This window comes from Microbacterium trichothecenolyticum (assembly GCF_000956465.1).
Classification (GTDB): domain Bacteria; phylum Actinomycetota; class Actinomycetes; order Actinomycetales; family Microbacteriaceae; genus Microbacterium; species Microbacterium trichothecenolyticum.
The window spans coordinates 175,802-192,921 of record NZ_JYJA01000037.1 but is presented as its reverse complement, the minus strand read 5'-3'; the positions used below and the strand labels follow the sequence as shown (position 1 = coordinate 192,921).

Genomic DNA, 17,120 nt, shown 5'->3' with positions numbered 1-17,120 from the left:
CGACCGCCGCACGCACGGCGGTCGCAGCATCCGTCTCCCGCACTTCACACAAGACCAACGCAACCTCGCCTGACGAAGGAGTCCGAATGACCGAGCTGACCCGTGACGTCGTCATCGTCGGCGCCGGCGCCGCCGGCACGACTGCTGCCAACGAACTGAAGAAGGCAGGCCTCTCGGTCGTCGTGCTCGAGGCGCGCGACCGCGTGGGCGGGCGCCTGTGGACCGACGTCGTCGACGGCGCGATGCTCGAGATCGGCGGGCAGTGGGTGTCGCCCGACCAGGACGCGCTCAAGGAGACCCTCGCCGAGCTGGGGCTCGAGACCTACAGCCGCTACCGCGAGGGCGACTCGGTCTACATCGGTCAGGACGGCGAGCTCACCCGTTTCACGGGCGAGATCTTCCCGGTCGCTCCGGAGACCGAGAAGGAGATCGTCCGCCTCATCGAGGTGCTCGACGGCCTCGTCGCGCAGATCGACCCCGACAAGCCGTGGGAGCACCCCGACGCCGAGGCGCTCGACCGCATCTCGTTCGAGGCCTGGCTCCAGGAGCAGACCGACGACCAGGAGGCGCGCGACAACATCGCCCTCTTCATCGCCGGCGCGATGCTGACCAAGCCCGCCTACGCGTTCTCGGCGCTTCAGGCGCTGCTGATGGCGGCGAGCGCCGGCAGCTTCTCGCACCTGGTCGACGCGGACTTCATCCTCGACGAGCGCGTGGTCGGCGGCCTGCAGCAGGTGCCACTGCTCCTCGCTGAACGCCTCGGCGACGACGTCATCCTGGGTCAGCCGGTGACCGAGGTGCACTGGTCGCAGGACGGCGTGCGCGTGGTCACCGACAACGGCCTCGAGGTGCGCGCCCGCTTCGTCATCCTCGCGCACGCGCCGATCCTCTACCCGTGGATCGAGTTCGCGCCGCCGCTGCCGCGCCTCAAGCAGCAGATGCACCAGCACATCTCGATGGGCTTCGTCATCAAGGTGCACGCGGTCTACGATCGCCCGTTCTGGCGCGAGCAGGGCCTGTCGGGCACCGCCTTCAGCCCGTACGAGATCTCGCACGAGGCGTACGACAACACCAACCACGACGACGAGCGCGGAACCCTGGTCGGCTTCGTGTCGGACCGCAACGCCGACGACCTCTTCCGGGTGTCGGCGGAGGAGCGCAAGGAGCGCATCCTCGAGTCGCTGTCCCACTACTACGGCCCCGAGGCCAAGACCCCGCTCGTCTACTTCGAGAGCGACTGGGGCGCCGAGGAGTGGACCCGCGGCGCGTACGCCGCGAGCTTCGACCTCGGCGGTCTCGCCCGCTACGGCGCGGACCTGCGCACCCCCGTCGGCCCGATCCACTTCGCCTGCAGCGACATGGCCGGCGCCGGCTACCAGCACGTCGACGGTGCCATCCGCATGGGCCGACTCGTCGCGGCGAACATCGTCGAAGCGGCACGGCGATGAGCGACCGCATCGTCGTCGGATACACCGCAACGGATGCGGGCGCCGATGCCGTCGCGCTGGGCGCTCGCCTGGCGGCGGCCATGGACGTGTCGCTCGACCTCGTGCTGGTGCTCCCGGCCGAGGACCGCAGCGTCATCACCCCGCCCGATGCCGGCTATGACCGCTACCTCGTGACGCAGGCCGAGGCCTGGCTCGCCGAGGCGGCGGCCACGATTCCGGATGCCGTGACCCACGCGTCGCACGTGCGGTTCGGCGACTCCTTCGCAGAGGGCCTGATCGCCGCCGCGCACGAGTTCTCGGCATCCCACATCGTCGTGGGCGCCGCCAACGGCGGGCTCCGTGGGCGTCATCGTCTCGGCACCGTCGCCAACGAGCTGCTGCACTCGTCGGACGTGCCGGTCGTGCTGGCTCCGGAAGGCTCGCGACGTCTCGAGCCGTCGACGGGCATCACGCGGATCACCGCCGCGATCGGCACGCGTCCCGGCGCCGACGTGCTCCTCGAGGAGAGCGTCGCCCTCGCCGTCGCGACCGGGGCGGGCCTGCGGCTCCTCTCGCTCGCCGCGGTGGACATGCCGCCGAGCCTCGAGGCGATGGAGTTCGGCGCCCGGCACGCGGACGACGTCTTCGTGCACGTGCGGGCGGCCCTTCCGAAGGACATCGACACCGACGCGGTCGTCGGTCTCGGCGACAGCGTGGAGGACGCCGTCTCGCATCTGAGCTGGGAGCCCGGCGAACTCGCGGTGGTCGGCTCCAGCAGGTTGGCCCGGCGCCGGCGCCTCTTCCTCGGCTCGACAGCGGCGAAGATGCTGCACGAGCTTCCCGTTCCCATGGTCGTGGTGCCCCGCACGCGCGGCAAGAAAGGCGCACGCTGATGAGCGCTTCCGAGAGCCGCGGCGCAGCGCCGCTGGCCCCGTCGACCGGCGCGCGCGCCGGTGAGCTGTCCAAGAAGGGCCTGAGCGCCGGCGCTGTCGGCGTCCTCGGCGCCGTCGTCATCGGCGTCTCGACCATCGCCCCGGCCTACACGCTCACGGCGTCGCTCGGGCCGACCGTGTCGGTGGTCGGCACGCAGGTGCCCGCGATCATCCTCGTCGGGTTCATCCCGATGCTGCTGACGGCGTTCGGCTACCGCGAGCTCAACCGCGCGATGCCAGACTCCGGCACCTCGTTCACGTGGGGCGTGCGTGCCTTCGGCCCGTGGATCGGCTGGATGACCGGCTGGGGCCTCGTCGCCGCCACCGTCATCGTGCTGTCGAACCTCGCCGGCATCGCCGTGGAGTTCCTGTTCCTGCTGATCTCGCAGTTGAGCAACAACCCCGACATCGCGGACCTCGCGTTCAACCCGTTCATCAACGTGGTGGTGTGCCTGCTGTTCATGCTGGGCGCGACGCTCATCTCTTACCGCGACATGCAGACCACGCAGAAGTTCCAGTACATCCTGGTGACGTTCCAGGTCGCCGTGCTCCTGCTGTTCGCCGTCGTGGCCATCGTCAAGGCGGTGTCGGGCGACGCCCCCGACCCGACGGCGTTCTCGTGGTCGTGGTTCAACCCGTTCGAGGTGCCGACGTTCAGCGCGTTCGCCGCCGGCCTGTCGTTGTCGATCTTCATCTTCTGGGGCTGGGACGTCGTCCTCACGATGAACGAGGAGACCAAGAACCCCGCGAAGACCCCCGGCCGCGCGGCCATGCTCACGGTCGTGATCGTCGTCTCGCTGTACCTGCTGCTCTCGATCGGCCTGATCATGTTCGCGGGCGTCGGCGACGGCCCGCTGGGGCTGGCGAACGAGGACATCTCGGCGAACGTCTTCTTCGCGCTGTCCGATCCGATCCTCGGCCCGCTCGCGTTCCTCGTGTCGCTGGCGGTGCTGTCGAGCTCGGCCGCGTCGCTGCAGTCGACCGCCGTCGGCCCGGCCCGCACCCTCCTGGCGATGGGGCACTACGGCGCCCTGCCGGCGAAGTTCGCGCGCGTGAGCCCGCGGTTCTTCACGCCCGGCTACGCCACCGTGGTGTCCGCGATCGTCGCGTCCGTGTTCTACGCCGTCATGCGCGTGATCAGCGAGAACGTCCTCACCGACACGATCCTGTCGCTCGGGATGATGATCTGCTTCTACTACGGCCTCACCGCGTTCGCCTGCGTCTGGTACTTCCGCAAGCAGTGGTTCGACTCCGTGCGCAGCTTCTTCTTCACGTTCCTGTTCCCGCTCGTGGGAGGCGCGATTCTCGCGGTGCTGTTCGTCACGACGCTCATCGACTCGATGGACCCGGCGTACGGCAGCGGTTCGAGCATCGGCGGGCTGGGCCTCGTGTTCGTCCTGGGCGTGGTCGTCATCCTCGCCGGCGTCGTGATCATGATCTGGCAGGCGATCAAGCGTCCGGCGTTCTTCCGCGGTGAGACACTCGGTATCGATGCCCCCGAAAGCCTTCGACGTGCCCGCCGCCGGCAGGCAGACTGACCCACACCATCCGATCGGAGAGTAAGCATGACCGACTACGCCGTCGTCAACCCGGCCACGGGGGAGACCCTGGCCACGTATCCGACCATCACCGACGAGGCCCTCGAGGCCGCGATCGCCGGAGCGGATGCTGCGTACCGCACCTGGCGCGACCGGCCGGTGGCCGAGCGCGCGGCCGCCATCCGCAAGGTCGCGCAGCTGCACCGTGAGCGTCGCGACGATCTCGCCGCCATCATCGTGCGCGAGATGGGCAAGCCCCTCGAGGCCGCGCTCGGCGAGGTCGACTTCGCCGCAGACATCACCGAGTACTACGCCGACCACGCCGAGAAGATCACCGGCGACCAGCCGATCGACATCGACGGCGAGGGCACCGCGGTCATCCGCCGCTCGCCCCTGGGCGTGCTGCTGGGCATCATGCCGTGGAACTTCCCCTACTACCAGGTCGCCCGCTTCGCCGCGCCCAACATCGTGGTCGGCAACACCATCCTCCTGAAGCACGCCCCGCAGTGCCCCGAGTCCGCCGCCGCCATCGCGGCGATCTACGCGGACGCCGGCCTCGAGGGGGTGTACACGAACGTCTACGCCACGAACGACCAGGCGGCGACCGTCATCGCCGACCGCCGCGTGCAGGGCGTTTCGGTGACCGGCTCGGAGCGCGCGGGCGCCGCGGTCGCCGAGATCGCGGGCCGCAACCTCAAGAAGGTGGCGCTGGAGCTCGGCGGGTCCGATCCGTTCATCCTGCTCTCGACCGACGACCTGGACGGGGCGGTCGAAGCCGCCGTCGCCGCGCGCCTGGACAACACCGGGCAGTCGTGCAACGCCGCCAAGCGCTTCATCGTCGTCGACGGCCTCTACGACGCGTTCCTCGAGAAGTTCACCGCCGCGATGTCGGGTGCGAAGGTCGGCGACCCGTTCGCGGATGACACCGTGCTCGGCCCGCTGTCGTCGCTCACGGCGGCGGAGCGCCTGGCGGAGCAGGTCGACAGGGCCGTCGCCCAGGGCGCCACACTTGTCGCCGGCGGAAAGCGCGACGGCGCCTTCTACCCGGGCACCGTGCTCACCGACGTCACCAGCGACATGGACGCGTACCGCGAGGAGTTCTTCGGCCCCGTGGGAGTCGTGTACAAGGTCGCCGACGAGGACGCCGCGGTCGCGCTCGCGAACGACACCAGCTACGGCCTCGGTTCGTACGTGTTCACGACCGACGAGGAGCAGGCCCAGCGCGTCGCCGACAGGATCGATGCCGGCATGGTCTACGTCAACGTGGTCCTCGCCGACGAGCCCGGTCTGCCCTTCGGCGGCGTGAAGCGCTCCGGCACGTCCCGCGAGATGGGCCTGCTGGCCGCGGACGAGTTCGTCAACAAGAAGCTCATCCGCGTCGGCGCCTGACGCCTGCGCCGAGGGGGCGTTTCGACTCGCGAGCGAGTGAAGCGAGTCGAAACGCCTAGAGCGCGGCGCGGGCCTCGGCGAGGGCTTCGTCGGCCCACTGCACCTGCTGCGGCGTGCCCCAGCGGGTCGCGGCATCCCGTGCCGACTCGAACTCCGTGATCGCGTCGTCGAGGCGCCCGGCGTCGAACAGGCGCCAGCCGGCGTTGTTGTGCAGCGACACGTTCCAGCGGAGGGTGCGCGGCTCCGCGACGCCCTCGAGTGCCCCGAAAGCCGCAGACGTCCATTGCTCGGCCTGATCGGGCTCGGCGATGGCGAGCATGTGCAGCGCGTCGACCTGCAGGAAGCTCAGGCCGGCCCCGGATGCGGCATCCACCGCCGCGAGGAAGTACGGCACCGCGGCCTCGGGATCACCCGCCGAGTTCCGCACCCGGCCCCGCTCCAGCGCCGCACGGGCCGCGACGGCGGCGTCCTCGATCGCGACGGCGTCGAGCACCGCGTCGGCCTCGTCGAACCTCTCCTGCAGGCCCAGGGCCCGCGCGACCTGCGTCTCGAGTTCGGCGCGGGCGGCGGCATCCGTCTCGTCTGCCGCCGCCGCGCGCAGGCGCGCCTCGGAGCCGGCAGCGTCGGAGAAGTCCCACAGCTCGTCGAGCAGGGTCTGCGCAACAGTCATGCCGGAATGCTAATGCCGTCATCCGGGGGTGTCGCCGACGGAGCGCGAGCGCGAGGATGGAGTCATGGCAGACACACCGGACCCCGTCGTCTCCCTCTCCGATGAAGAGTGCTGGGAGCGCCTGCGCGGACAGGAACTCGGCCGCCTCGTCACGCATGTCGGCGACGTGCTCGACATCTTCCCCGTGAACTACGTCGTCGACGGCGAGAGCGTGCTCTTCCGCACCGCGCAGGGGAGCAAGCTGTTCGAGCTCACGGTCAACGACGAGGTGCTCTTCGAGGTGGACGACCACACCGATACCGACGCGTGGAGTGTGATCCTGCGCGGTCGCGCCCATCCGCTCGACCGCTCCGCCGACGTGGAGCGCGCCGACGGCCTGGGTCTTCGGCCCTGGATCCCGACGCTCAAGTACACCTATGTGCGCGTCGAGGCCACGTCGCTGTCGGGGCGCGCCTTCGAGCGCGCGCCCGAGCCCGATCGCTACGGCGTGCAGCAGTACTGATCCGGTGTGCGCACGCGTGCGGAGGCGCCTCGGTTCGCGGGGCCTGCGGGCATGCCGTACACTGGATCGTGCAGTCGAAGTCTGCATTCTTTCGCCGTGCCCGGTCCTCGGGTGCGGATCCTCAAGCCGCGGTGAGAGGGGAAGAGTGCGGGTTTCGCGAGACCTCCGGGTCTCTAGGGCGGTAGCTCAATTGGCAGAGCAGCGGTCTCCAAAACCGCAGGTTGCAGGTTCGATTCCTGTCCGCCCTGCGCGTCAGCGCAACGCCGGTGACATGCTGGTGGTTGACAACACAGTGTGCCGATCCGTGTCGGCTCACGGAAGGTAATCAGGTGGCATCGATGGTTCAGGACGAGCCGAAGGGCGAAGTCGTCCCCGCAGAGGGAACGGCCGCGCCTCGCGAGAAGAAGCCCAACGTCTTCGCTCGTATCGCCCTGTTCGTCCGCCAGGTCTTCGCCGAGCTCCGCAAGGTCGTCACCCCGACGCGCCAGGAGCTGCTGAAGTACACGGCGGTGGTGCTCGGCTTCGTCGTCGTGATGATGGCGCTCGTCTACGGCCTGGACGTGCTGTTCGTGTGGATCACGTCGTACGTCTTCGGAGTGCCCGGCGCCTGATCCCCGAGCGTCCCGGCTCGCACCAGGGGCATGACACGGGCGGACCGCAGGTCCGGCAGCGGACGGAACGGAAGAGAATTCACGTGACTGAAAGATATGTCGACGACGCCGATTGGGCGACCGCCGCGGAGCAGTCCTCCGAGGACGACGAAGCCCAGGAGGGCAACGTCCTCGCGGAGGAGGAGCGGTCGGTCGAGGCCGCCGAGCACGTCGCGATCCACATCGTCGACGACTCCGACGAGGACGACGCCGACCTGGACGACATCGACATCGACGACCCGGAGGCGGACGCCATCGTGAACGACGCTCTCAACCTGGACGAGACGGCCGAGACCGAGGCCGCGGCCGAGGTCATCAACGACTCCATCGCCGAGGAGGTCGCCGAGCGCGAGGCCGAGGAGGCCTCCGAGGTGACCCCGTACGACGGTCCCGACGTGAACGGCGATGAGGACGAGCCCGAGCTCGACGAGGACTTCGTCGCAGAGGTGGACGCCGCCGCCGCGGTCGTCGACGACGTCGAGGCATCGGTCTCCCCGGCCGACGCCGCCGAGGCCCCCAAGACCGACGACGAGGACGACGACGAGGACCCCTTCGAGGCGTTCCGCGCGGACCTGCGCACCCTCCCGGGCAAGTGGTACGTCATCCACTCCTACGCCGGCTTCGAGCGCAAGGTGAAGGCCAACATCGAGCAGCGCAAGTCGACGCTCGAGGTCGAGGAGGAGATCTACCAGATCGAGGTCCCGATGGAGGACGTCGTCGAGATCAAGAACGGTCAGCGCAAGATGGTCACGCGCGTCCGGATCCCGGGCTACGTGCTCGTGCGCATGGAGCTCAACGAGGACACCTGGTCGGTCGTTCGCCACACGCCCGGTGTCACCGGCTTCGTCGGCAACGCCCACAACCCGACGCCGCTGCGCTTCGAAGAGGCCTTCAACATGCTGAAGAGCCTCGTCGAGGTCAAGGAGGTCGCCGGCGCGAAGGGTGGTGCGGCCAAGAAGGGCGGCGCCGCCGCGGCCCGCGTCATCCCCGCCGAGGTCGACTTCGAAGTCGGCGAGACCATCACGATCAAGGAAGGCTCGTTCGCGGGCCTGCCCGGCACGATCAGCGAGATCAAGCCCGAGAGCGGCAAGCTCACGGTCCTCGTCTCGCTCTTCGAGCGCGAGACCCCGGTCGAGCTCAGCTTCGACCAGGTCACGAAACTCTGATCCATCTGCTGGTAGACTCTGCAGGTTTGCGCGCGCCTTGAGCGCGTGCGTCTGACACCGCGTTCCGGAACCGCCGGATTCGCGGGAGAACCGGCTGCCCCAGCAGCCGTCGTTCGACGAAAGGAAGAAGAATGGCACCGAAGAAGAAGGTGACCGGCCTGATCAAGCTTCAGATCAACGCCGGTGCAGCCAACCCGGCGCCGCCGATCGGCCCCGCGCTCGGTCAGCATGGCGTCAACATCATGGAGTTCTGCAAGGCGTACAACGCCGCGACCGAGTCGCAGCGCGGCAACGTCATCCCCGTGGAGATCACCGTCTACGAGGACCGCAGCTTCACGTTCATCCTGAAGACCCCGCCGGCCGCTGAGCTCATCAAGAAGGCCGCAGGCGTCCAGAAGGGCTCCAAGACTCCTCACACGGTCAAGGTCGCCAAGCTCACCAAGGAGCAGGTGCGCCAGATCGCTGAGACGAAGCAGCCCGACCTGAACGCGAACGACATCGAGGCCGCCTCGAAGATCATCGCCGGCACCGCCCGTTCCATGGGCATCACGGTCGAGGACTGAGGGGGATAGGAAACATGGCTACCAAGTCCAAGGCCTTCCGGGCCGCCGCCGCCAAGATCGAGGCGGACAAGTTCTACAGCCCCACCGAGGCCGTCGCGCTCGCGAAGCAGACCGGCTCGGCGAAGTTCGACTCGACCGTCGAGGTCGCGCTCAAGCTCTCCGTCGACCCCCGCAAGGCCGACCAGATGGTGCGCGGCACCGTCATCCTCCCGCACGGCACCGGCAAGACCGCCCGCGTCATCGTGTTCGCGACGGGTCCGGCCGCTGAGGCCGCGATCGCCGCGGGTGCGGACGAGGTCGGCGGCGCCGAGCTCATCGAGAAGGTCGCCGGCGGCTGGACCGCGTTCGACGCGGCCGTCTCGACGCCCGAGCTCATGGGCCAGGTCGGTCGTCTCGGCAAGGTGCTCGGCCCCCGCGGCCTCATGCCCAACCCGAAGACCGGCACCGTGACCCCCAACCCGGCCAAGGCCGTCGAGGAGATCAAGGGCGGAAAGATCGAGTTCCGCGTCGACAAGCACGCCAACGTGCACTTCGTCGTCGGCAAGGCGTCGTTCACCGCCGAGCAGCTCGACGAGAACCTCGCCGCAGCGCTCGAGGAGATCGTGCGTCTGAAGCCGTCGAGCTCGAAGGGGCGTTACATCCAGAAGGGCGCGGTGTCGACCACGTTCGGCCCCGGCATCCCGCTGGACGTCAACGCGCTCGTCTGAGTCGTCTTCGTACGAAGGCCCCACCCATCCGGGTGGGGCCTTCGTCGTTCCCGCGTGACTCCGGGCCAGGGAGCGCGGGGCGGGAGTAGCGTCTGAGACATGTCGAAGACGCTCCAGGACCTGTTCGGAATCGACGCGCCGATCGTGCTCGGCCCCTTCGGCGGACTGTCGTCGATCGAACTGACGGCGGCGGTGAGCGAGCTCGGCGGACTAGGCTCGTACGGTCTGTACGGCTACCCCGCCGATCGCATCAGCGACACCATCGCCGCGCTGCACTCCGCGACGCGGCGTCCGTTCGCGGTCAACCTGTGGCTGCCGACGGGCGACGAGGTCGCACCGGGCGACGTCGACCTCAGGCCTGCGATCGAGGCGGTCGCGCCCCTGTACGACGAACTGGGTCTCGCGCACCCGACGCCTCCGATCGAGTTCCTGCCCGACCTCGACTCTCAGCTGACGGCCGTAATGGATGCTGCGCCCGCGGCGTTGAGCGTGGTCTTCGGCGTGCCGTCGGAGCACGTGGTCGCGGCGGCGCGGAGCCGAGGCATCCGCGTCATCGGCACGGCCACCACCGTCGCGGAGGCCGTCGCGCTGGAAGCGGCCGGGGTGGACGCCATCGTCGCGACCGGCGCCGAGGCGGGCGGTCACCGGGTGTCGTTCCTGCGGCCCGCGGAGCAGTCGCTCGTCGGCACGTTCGCCCTCGTGCCGCAGGTGGTCGACGCGGTGGAGGTGCCGGTCATCGCGGCCGGCGGCATCGGAGACCGACGCGGCGTCGCGGCGGCATTCGCCCTCGGCGCGTCGGGGGTGCAGGTGGGTTCGGCGTTCCTGCGCACCCGCCAGTCGGCCGCCACCGAGGCGCACCGTCAGGCGATCGCCGATGCCGCCGACACCGCCACCGTGCTCACCCGCGCGATGAGCGGGCGACTGGCGCGCGGCATCCCGAATCGGGCGATGCGCGAGATCGAGACGACCGGGATCATCGCGCCGTTCCCGGCGCAGAACTGGCTCACCGGCCAGTTCCGGGCCGAGGCCGGGCGTCGCGGCGACGGCGACCTCGTGTCGCTGTGGGCCGGACAGGCGGCCGGGCTCGCGCCCAGCGACGACGCGGCCGAGGTGTTCGCCGAGCTCGCGGCCGGCGTGCCCGACTGACGAGCGCGGTCTCGCCCGTCGCAATCCGCAGCCCGGTCGTCCCCCCGCGACGGACTGCGACAGTGGAGCAAGGAGGCCAGGAAGCTGCTGCTTCAGGCGGTCGGGCGCACGTCGAAGCCGCGTTCGCCGATGGGTTCGGCATCGATCACCGTCGCCGCGTCGACGAGAGCGCCGGGCGGCCCCGCGGCCATCCACGCCAGCACCTCGTCGACCTGACCGGGCGTGCCTTCGACCTCCGCCTCCACGGAGCCGTCACGTCGGTTGCGCACCCACCCCGCGGCGCCCGCCTCCCGTGCGACCATGAGCATGGTGTAGCGGTAGCCGACGCCCTGCACGTCGCCGCGGACCGTCACGTGCACGCGTCTCATGCGGCCCATCTTGCCGTGACGCGCGGGCGTGGGCCAGGATGCCGCCATGGGAACCGTCGACGACTATCTCGAGAGCCTCGATCCGGATGACCGCGCCGTGGTGTCCCACGTCTTCGACGTCGTGCGCGAGGCGGTGCCCGATGTGGAGCAGGGCATGAGCTACGGGATGCCGGCTCTGAAGTACCGCGGCAAAGCCCTCATCGCGGTGATGCGCACCAGGAAGCACATCGGCGTCTACCCGTTCAGCGGCCGCGTGCCCGAGGTGGTCGCGGAGGGACTGCCTGCGGCCGAGCGCGAAGCGCTCGCGTACGACAAGGGCACGATCCGGTTCCAGCCCGACCACCCGCTGCCGGACGACACGATACGCGCGATCGTCGCAGCGCGTGTGGCGGAGATCGAAGATCCCGCTCTGCGCAAGGGCTGATCCGCGGGCGTCAACCGCCCTCGGCCAGAGCCGCCCGTTCGCGGGAAGCGAGGAGGTCGGGCACATGCTGCTCGGCCCAGTCGCGCATCCCCTGGATCGGCTCCAGCAGGGAGAGGCCGAGATCCGTGAGGGCGTACTCGACACGAGGCGGCGACTCGCGGTACGCCCGGCGCGACAGGAGACCGTCGGCCTCGAGCGCGCGCAGCGTCTCGGTGAGCACCTTCGCGGTGACCACGCCGACGCGCGCCTTGAGGTCGGTGAAGCGCATCGGTCGCCCGTCGGAGAGAGCGAGGATCACGAACATGGTCCAGCGTTCGCCGATCCTGCTGAAGACGACGCGGCTGGGGCAATCGGGATCCATCACGTCCATCGGGATGGTATCGCTGGGCGTCGAGCCGTCGTTCATCGCTTCCTCCCGTGCGCGTTCGCGGCTCGGTTACGTCAAAGGAAGTTCCGTTGAAGTAACCGGTTTCGAATCCATACTGTTGCGGCATGAGGATTCTACTGACCGGTTCCACCGGCTACATCGGCTCCGTTCTGCTCGAGCGTCTCGTCGCGTCGGGCCACGAGGTCACCGCGGTCGTCCGCACGCCCGAGGCGGCGGCGCGGGTCGTCGCCGCCGGGGCGCGCGCAGCCGAGGGAGACCTCGCGGACACCGCGTGGTTCGCCGGACTCCTGGCAGATGCCGATGCCGCCGCGCACCTGGCCGCCCCTGCCGAGGGAGCGGCCGCGCTCAACGAGGCGGTGGTCGACGCCGCCATCGACGCCTACGCGAGCACGGGCAGGAGGTTCGTGCTGACCAGCGGCATCTGGCTGTGGGGATCGGCCTCGGACATCACCGAAGAGACGCCGCCGCGCGCACCGGAGCTCGTCGCCTGGCGCGTGCCGGTCGAGGAGCGCCTGCTCGCCTCCGACGTCGATGCGACGGTGCTCGCGCCAGCGGTCGTCTACGGGCGCGGCACCGGGCTGCTGGGCCTGATCACAGACGGCGCCCGCACGCCCGAGGGCGCGCTGCGGCTGATCGGCGACGGCGAGCAGCACTGGAGCTGGGTGCACGTCGAGGACCTCGCCGTGCTCTACGAGCTCGCGCTCACCCACCCTGCGGCGAGCGGGCGGCTGATCGCCTCGGACGGAGCGCCCGCCCGCGTGCGCGAGATCGCCGAGCGCGCCGCCGGCGACGCCGGTGTCGCGGCGGAGGGTGCCGGTGCCTCGCGCGAGCGCCTGGGCGCGGCGTTCGCCGACGCTCTGCTTCTGGACCAGCGCGCCGGTGGGGAGCGCGCGCGCTCCCTGGGCTGGACCCCGGTGCACACCAGCGTCCTCGACGAGGTCGCTGTGGCGGCATCCGTCTCCTGAGTCACCGTGCCCGGGCGCGCCGCCTGGGCGGGGGCGCCCGGGCACGGTGACCGCCGGAGGTCAGTGCGGGAGCACGAGTGAGACGCCCAGTGCGATCATCACGAGCGCGATCACCGCGTCGAGGATGCGCCACGCGCGCGGTGTCGACAGCCAGCGGCCGAGCAGGCGCGCGCCGAATGCGAGACCGAAGAACCAGATGACGCTCGCGGCCATGGCGCCCGCGGCGAAGAGCCAGCGGGAGTCGCCGTGGGTGTTCGCGACGGTGCCGAGGAGGAACACGGTGTCGAGGTAGACGTGCGGGTTGAGCCACGTCAGCGCCAGACAGGTGAGCAGGACCGGGATCAGGCGGGCGTGCGCGGCGGGCGTCGCGGCAGTGCGGATGTCGCTGCGCACCGCGGAGGCCGAGGCGTCGGCTTCGAGCGCCTCACCGGTGTGGGTGTGCGCGGGCGGTGCGGGCGCGTGCGCGCCGGGCGATGCCGACGGAGCCGAGTCCGCCGCGTCGGCGCCGAGCGTCTCGCCCGACGGGCGCCAGGCGCGCCGTGCCGCCAGCACGCCGTATGCCACCAGGAACAGCGCACCTGCCCAGCGCACCACGTCGACGAGCCACGGCACCGCTTGCAGCACGAACCCGATGCCCGATACGCCGAGCGCGATGAGCACGGCATCCGAGATCGCGCAGATCGCCGCGACGGCGAGGACGTGCTCGCGGCGCAGACCTTGGCGCAGCACGAACAGGTTCTGGGCGCCGATCGCGATGATGAGCGAGAAGCCGAGGCCGAGGCCGGCGAGGACGGGGGAGAGCACGTCTCGACGCTACGAGTCGCGGCATCCGTAGTCCAGCTCATGGATCTTCAGTACCATTAGCTCTACTTACGATGCGCATTCCCTTCGAGCTGGCCGAGACCCTGGCCGTCGTCGTCGACGAGGGCACGCTCGACGCCGCCGCACGGCGTCTGCACGTCACGCCGTCGGCGGTGAGTCAGCGCATCAAGGCGCTTGAGGAGCAGCTCGGGCGGCTGGTGCTGGTGCGCTCCAAGCCCGTGCAGCCGACGGCGGCCGGCATGTCGGTGATCCGGCTCGCGCGGCAGACGGCGCTGCTCGAGCACGATGCGCTCGCGGAGCTCGGTGCCGGCGACGACGAGGCCGCGCTCACCGTGGTCTCGCTCGCGGTCAACGCCGACTCGCTGGCAACATGGTTCCTCGAGCCGCTCGCGCGACTGGCGGAGCGCCATCCCGTCGTCTTCGACCTGCACCGCGACGACCAGGACTTCACAGCGGGGCTGCTCGAGTCCGGAACCGTGATGGGCGCCGTCACCTCGCGCGCCGCGCCGGTCGCCGGATGCCGCAGTTCAGTGCTCGGGGCGATGCGGTACGAGGCGGTCGCGACGCCCGCGTATGCGGCGCGGTGGCTCGGCGGAGACCGTGCGACCGCGCTCGCGAACGCGCCGCTCGTGGACTTCGACCGCCGCGACGATCTGCAGAACGAGTGGCTCGGTCAGCAGGGCGTCGACCCGGCCCGGCCGCCGCGGCACTACGTGCCCGCGTCGAGCGACTTCGCATCCGCGGTGCGGCTCGGCCTCGGCTGGGCGATGCTGCCGCGCTTCCAGTCCCACGACGCGCTCGCGCGCGGCGAACTCGTGCTGCTGGGCGGCCCACCGGTCGACGTCGCGCTGCACTGGCAGCAGTGGAACCTGCGCTCACCGCTGCTCGACGCCATCGCCGACGCCGTCGTGGCGGAAGGGCGCCGCGTGCTGGTCATCCCTCCAGCTCCGTGAGACCACAGCCGGCGGACGAGACCTTGGGGTCGACCCGCGGTCTCGTCCGCCGACTGTCGTCTCGCGATCAGGCGCATCCTGCAAGGGCTGACGGGGTTCAGCCGTCGCTCACGCGGAGCACGACCTTGCCTCGCGTGTGCCCGGTCTCGATCGCGCGATGCGCGGCGGACGCCTCGGCGAGGTCGAACACCTGCTCGATGTAGACCTGCACCGAGCCCGAGTCGAGGAGACGCCCGATGGTCGCCAGGGCACCGCCGTCGGGGACCACCTTGTACGAGGTGGTGCGCACGCCGGCCTCGGCCGCCGCTTCGGCATAGCCCGGCCACGAGCCGGTCGGCACGAGCACGTAGAGCCCGCCGGGTCGCAGCACCTCGAGCGAACGCGCGCCGGTCTCGGCGTGGACGTTGCCGACGAGGTCGATGACGACGTCCACCTCGCCGACGACCTCTTCGAACCGCGTGGTCGTGTAGTCGATCACGACCGCGGCGCCGAGCTCGCGCAGCCACGCGGCGTTGCGGCCGGAGGCGGTGACGGTGACGTGAGCGCCGAAGTACGCGGCGAACTGGACGGCGAAATGACCGACCCCGCCGCTGCCGGCGTGGATCAGCACGCGTTGCCCCTCGTGGGCGTGCGCGGTCTCGACCACGAGTCCCCAGGCCGTGAGCGCGGCGAGCGGTACGCCGGCGGCCTCCACGTGCGACAGCGATGCGGGCTTGCGGGCGACCGAGAGCGACGGCGCCACGACGTACTCGGCGTACGAGCCGCCGGTGCGCGGGAAGGACGCCATGCCGAAGACCTCCGTGCCGGGGGCGAGCGGGTGGGCCTCGTACGGGCTCTTCACGACGATGCCGCTGAAGTCGTAGCCGAGCGTCGCGGGGTACCCCGCGACGGCACCCGAGACGCCTCGGCCGCTGCGCGTCTTGGCGTCGATCGGGTTCACTCCCGCAGCGACGACCCGCACCAGCACTTCGCTCAGCACGGGAGAGGGGACGGGAACGGATGCTGCGCGCAGCGCGTCCGCGTCACCGGGGGCGTCCACGACCATCGCCTGCATCTCGGCGGGCGGCTCCTCGACGGGGGTGAGCGGGGTCTCGGGTGCCGATCGCAGCGGTCGGATCCTCATCGTGCGCTCCTTCCGCGGGTGTGCCGCCTTCGGCACCAGAACTGAAACCCCGTGGCTACAGTCAACCCTGCCTTCGTCTCGCCCGTGTTACGCGGGTGCTACCGGTGTCGCAAAACGTCAGGCCCTGCGGTCAGGCTCGCGCGGCGCGGAGCTCGACGGCCGCGGGCGAGAGCACCTGCTGCGTGACCATGATCGCCGCCCCCAGCACGCCTGCCGTCTCGTCGGCCTGCGATTGCACGATGCCCAGATGCTGCGTGGCGAGCGGGATCGAGCGGCGGTAGACGACCTCGCGCACACCGGCGAGCAGGTGCTCCCCGGCGCGGGCCACGCTGCCGCCGATCACGATGACCGACGGATTGAGCATGTTGACGACGGTCGCGAGCACCTCGCCGACCTCGCGGCCGGCCTGCCGCGTCGCGGTGATGGCGGCCTGATGCCCTGCGCGGACGAGAGCGACGACATCCGCGCTCCCGGCGGCGTCGATGCCCTGTGCGCGTAGGTCGGCGGCGATCGCGGTGCCGCTCGCGACGGCCTCGAGGTCTCGTTGGTCGCCGGGTGGTCGCGGCGAGTCGTGGCTGTAGGGCACCTGCACGTGCCCCATGTCGCCGGCTGAACCCTGGGCGCCGCGCTGCAGCGTCCCGCCGGAGATGATGCCGGCGCCGATGCCCGTCGACACCTTGACGAAGATCAGGTCGGCGACGCCAGGCCAGCTGAGCGCCTGCTCGCCGAGCGCGAGGATGTTGACGTCGTTGTCGACCAGCACCGGAACGTCGAAGGTGCGCTGCACGTAGTGCGGCACGTCGAAGCGGTCCCAGCCCGGCATGATCGGCGGGTTCGTCGGACGGCCGGTCGAGTGCTCGACGGGTCCTGGCACGCCGATGCCCACGCCGACGACGTGCGACGCGGCGATGCCCTCCTGTTCCAGCAGGGCCGCGCCCTCCGAGATCACCGCGTCGAGCACCGCCTCCGGGCCGTCGGCGATGTCGAGGGGATGCGTGTTCGACGTGAGGATGCTCGCGGCGAGATCGGCGACCGCGATCGTCGCGTGGGTCGCTCCGAGGTCGACAGCGAGCACGACCCCTGCCGACGGATTGAACGCGACGCGCGCCGGCGGGCGTCCGCCGGTGGAGACCGCCTCGCCCGCGGACCGCAGCAGTCCCGCGGCGAGCAGGGTGTCGACGCGGCCGGAGACCGTCGATCGGGCCAGGCCTGTCAGCGTCGCCAGCTCGGCTTTCGTGCGCGCATGGCCGTCGCGGAGGATCTGGAAGATCTCGCCCGCGCCGTTGCTTCCGACGGCTCCGCTGCCGCGCACTGCATCGACCATGGCGACAGTAAAGCACGGGCTTCTGACCGAAGTCAGCAGGACTTAAGGTCACGGCAAGGTTAC

The 17,120-nt window shown here is 70.4% G+C and carries 19 protein-coding genes and 1 tRNA gene; 14 read left to right on the top strand and 6 right to left on the bottom strand.

The features are described from left to right. The first annotated feature begins 86 nt into the window (after window positions 1–86). The 4 genes from RS82_RS13885 to RS82_RS13870 are packed head-to-tail and all read left to right on the top strand — an operon-like array spanning window position 87 to window position 5,286. Window positions 87–1,448 carry a flavin monoamine oxidase family protein gene (locus RS82_RS13885; RefSeq protein WP_045300401.1) on the top strand — a complete coding sequence of 454 codons (1,362 nt, stop codon included), beginning with the start codon at window positions 87–89 and terminating at the stop codon, window positions 1,446–1,448. Further along, window positions 1,445–2,320, top strand: coding sequence for a universal stress protein (locus RS82_RS13880; RefSeq protein ID WP_045300400.1), 876 nt, complete (start codon window positions 1,445–1,447; stop codon window positions 2,318–2,320). The genes RS82_RS13885 and RS82_RS13880 overlap by 4 nt, the downstream gene beginning before the upstream one ends. Continuing rightward, window positions 2,320–3,897: an APC family permease gene (locus RS82_RS13875; protein ID WP_045300398.1), complete on the top strand. Its 1,578-nt coding sequence runs from the start codon at window positions 2,320–2,322 to the stop codon at window positions 3,895–3,897. The genes RS82_RS13880 and RS82_RS13875 overlap by 1 nt, the downstream gene beginning before the upstream one ends. Before the next feature lie 27 nt (window positions 3,898–3,924). Then, window positions 3,925–5,286, top strand: a complete 1,362-nt coding sequence (locus tag RS82_RS13870) for an NAD-dependent succinate-semialdehyde dehydrogenase (protein WP_045300396.1) — start codon at window positions 3,925–3,927, stop codon at window positions 5,284–5,286. A 55-nt stretch (window positions 5,287–5,341) separates the two neighbouring features. Here RS82_RS13870 and RS82_RS13865 read toward each other — a convergent pair whose 3' ends face one another. Further along, a complete protein-coding gene (locus RS82_RS13865) occupies window positions 5,342–5,956 on the bottom strand; it encodes a hypothetical protein (RefSeq protein WP_045300394.1) in 615 nt (204 codons plus the stop codon). A 64-nt stretch (window positions 5,957–6,020) separates the two neighbouring features. On the opposite strand from RS82_RS13865, the gene RS82_RS13860 reads away from it, so the two are divergent. From RS82_RS13860 to RS82_RS13830, 7 genes are all read left to right on the top strand, one after another. Continuing rightward, window positions 6,021–6,458, top strand: coding sequence for a pyridoxamine 5'-phosphate oxidase family protein (locus RS82_RS13860; RefSeq protein WP_045300392.1), 438 nt, complete (start codon window positions 6,021–6,023; stop codon window positions 6,456–6,458). Window positions 6,459–6,633: 175 nt separating this feature from the next. Then, window positions 6,634–6,706, top strand: a tRNA-Trp gene (locus tag RS82_RS13855). A gap of 90 nt (window positions 6,707–6,796) precedes the next feature. Then, window positions 6,797–7,069, top strand: coding sequence for a preprotein translocase subunit SecE (gene secE / locus RS82_RS13850; protein ID WP_045300625.1), 273 nt, complete (start codon window positions 6,797–6,799; stop codon window positions 7,067–7,069). A gap of 83 nt (window positions 7,070–7,152) precedes the next feature. Further along, window positions 7,153–8,274 carry a transcription termination/antitermination protein NusG gene (gene nusG / locus RS82_RS13845; RefSeq protein ID WP_045300389.1) on the top strand — a complete coding sequence of 374 codons (1,122 nt, stop codon included), beginning with the start codon at window positions 7,153–7,155 and terminating at the stop codon, window positions 8,272–8,274. Window positions 8,275–8,405: 131 nt separating this feature from the next. After that, window positions 8,406–8,837 carry a 50S ribosomal protein L11 gene (gene rplK, locus RS82_RS13840; RefSeq protein ID WP_045247325.1) on the top strand — a complete coding sequence of 144 codons (432 nt, stop codon included), beginning with the start codon at window positions 8,406–8,408 and terminating at the stop codon, window positions 8,835–8,837. Window positions 8,838–8,851: 14 nt separating this feature from the next. After that, on the top strand, window positions 8,852–9,544 hold the full coding sequence (rplA, locus tag RS82_RS13835; RefSeq protein ID WP_045300386.1) for a 50S ribosomal protein L1: 693 nt from the start codon (window positions 8,852–8,854) through the stop codon (window positions 9,542–9,544). Window positions 9,545–9,643: 99 nt separating this feature from the next. Then, entirely contained in the window at window positions 9,644–10,690 is a 1,047-nt protein-coding gene (locus tag RS82_RS13830; RefSeq protein ID WP_045300384.1) for an NAD(P)H-dependent flavin oxidoreductase, read from the top strand. A 92-nt stretch (window positions 10,691–10,782) separates the two neighbouring features. Here RS82_RS13830 and RS82_RS13825 read toward each other — a convergent pair whose 3' ends face one another. Next, a complete protein-coding gene (locus RS82_RS13825) occupies window positions 10,783–11,058 on the bottom strand; it encodes an acylphosphatase (RefSeq protein ID WP_045300623.1) in 276 nt (91 codons plus the stop codon). A 46-nt stretch (window positions 11,059–11,104) separates the two neighbouring features. Between RS82_RS13825 and RS82_RS13820 the strand changes: the two genes are divergently transcribed. Further along, on the top strand, window positions 11,105–11,482 hold the full coding sequence (locus RS82_RS13820; RefSeq protein WP_045300382.1) for an iron chaperone: 378 nt from the start codon (window positions 11,105–11,107) through the stop codon (window positions 11,480–11,482). A gap of 10 nt (window positions 11,483–11,492) precedes the next feature. Here RS82_RS13820 and RS82_RS13815 read toward each other — a convergent pair whose 3' ends face one another. Next, entirely contained in the window at window positions 11,493–11,888 is a 396-nt protein-coding gene (locus tag RS82_RS13815) for a winged helix-turn-helix transcriptional regulator (protein ID WP_211255937.1), read from the bottom strand. Window positions 11,889–11,974: 86 nt separating this feature from the next. Between RS82_RS13815 and RS82_RS13810 the strand changes: the two genes are divergently transcribed. Further along, window positions 11,975–12,835, top strand: a complete 861-nt coding sequence (locus RS82_RS13810) for an NAD-dependent epimerase/dehydratase family protein (RefSeq protein ID WP_045300380.1) — start codon at window positions 11,975–11,977, stop codon at window positions 12,833–12,835. 60 nt (window positions 12,836–12,895) lie between these two features. Here RS82_RS13810 and lysE read toward each other — a convergent pair whose 3' ends face one another. After that, window positions 12,896–13,639 carry an L-lysine exporter gene (gene lysE / locus RS82_RS13805; protein WP_045300378.1) on the bottom strand — a complete coding sequence of 248 codons (744 nt, stop codon included), beginning with the start codon at window positions 13,637–13,639 and terminating at the stop codon, window positions 12,896–12,898. Between the two features lie 71 nt (window positions 13,640–13,710). On the opposite strand from lysE, the gene RS82_RS13800 reads away from it, so the two are divergent. Further along, entirely contained in the window at window positions 13,711–14,610 is a 900-nt protein-coding gene (locus RS82_RS13800; protein WP_045300376.1) for a LysR family transcriptional regulator ArgP, read from the top strand. Between the two features lie 97 nt (window positions 14,611–14,707). On the opposite strand, the gene RS82_RS13795 is transcribed toward RS82_RS13800, so the two are convergent. Together RS82_RS13795 and RS82_RS13790 are read right to left on the bottom strand one after the other, a co-directional pair. After that, entirely contained in the window at window positions 14,708–15,733 is a 1,026-nt protein-coding gene (locus RS82_RS13795; protein WP_045300374.1) for an NADP-dependent oxidoreductase, read from the bottom strand. A 130-nt stretch (window positions 15,734–15,863) separates the two neighbouring features. Further along, the gene (locus RS82_RS13790) at window positions 15,864–17,057 is read right to left on the bottom strand and encodes an ROK family transcriptional regulator (protein ID WP_045300372.1); all 1,194 of its coding nucleotides are present in this window, start codon (window positions 17,055–17,057) and stop codon (window positions 15,864–15,866) included. Window positions 17,058–17,120: the final 63 nt, after the last annotated feature.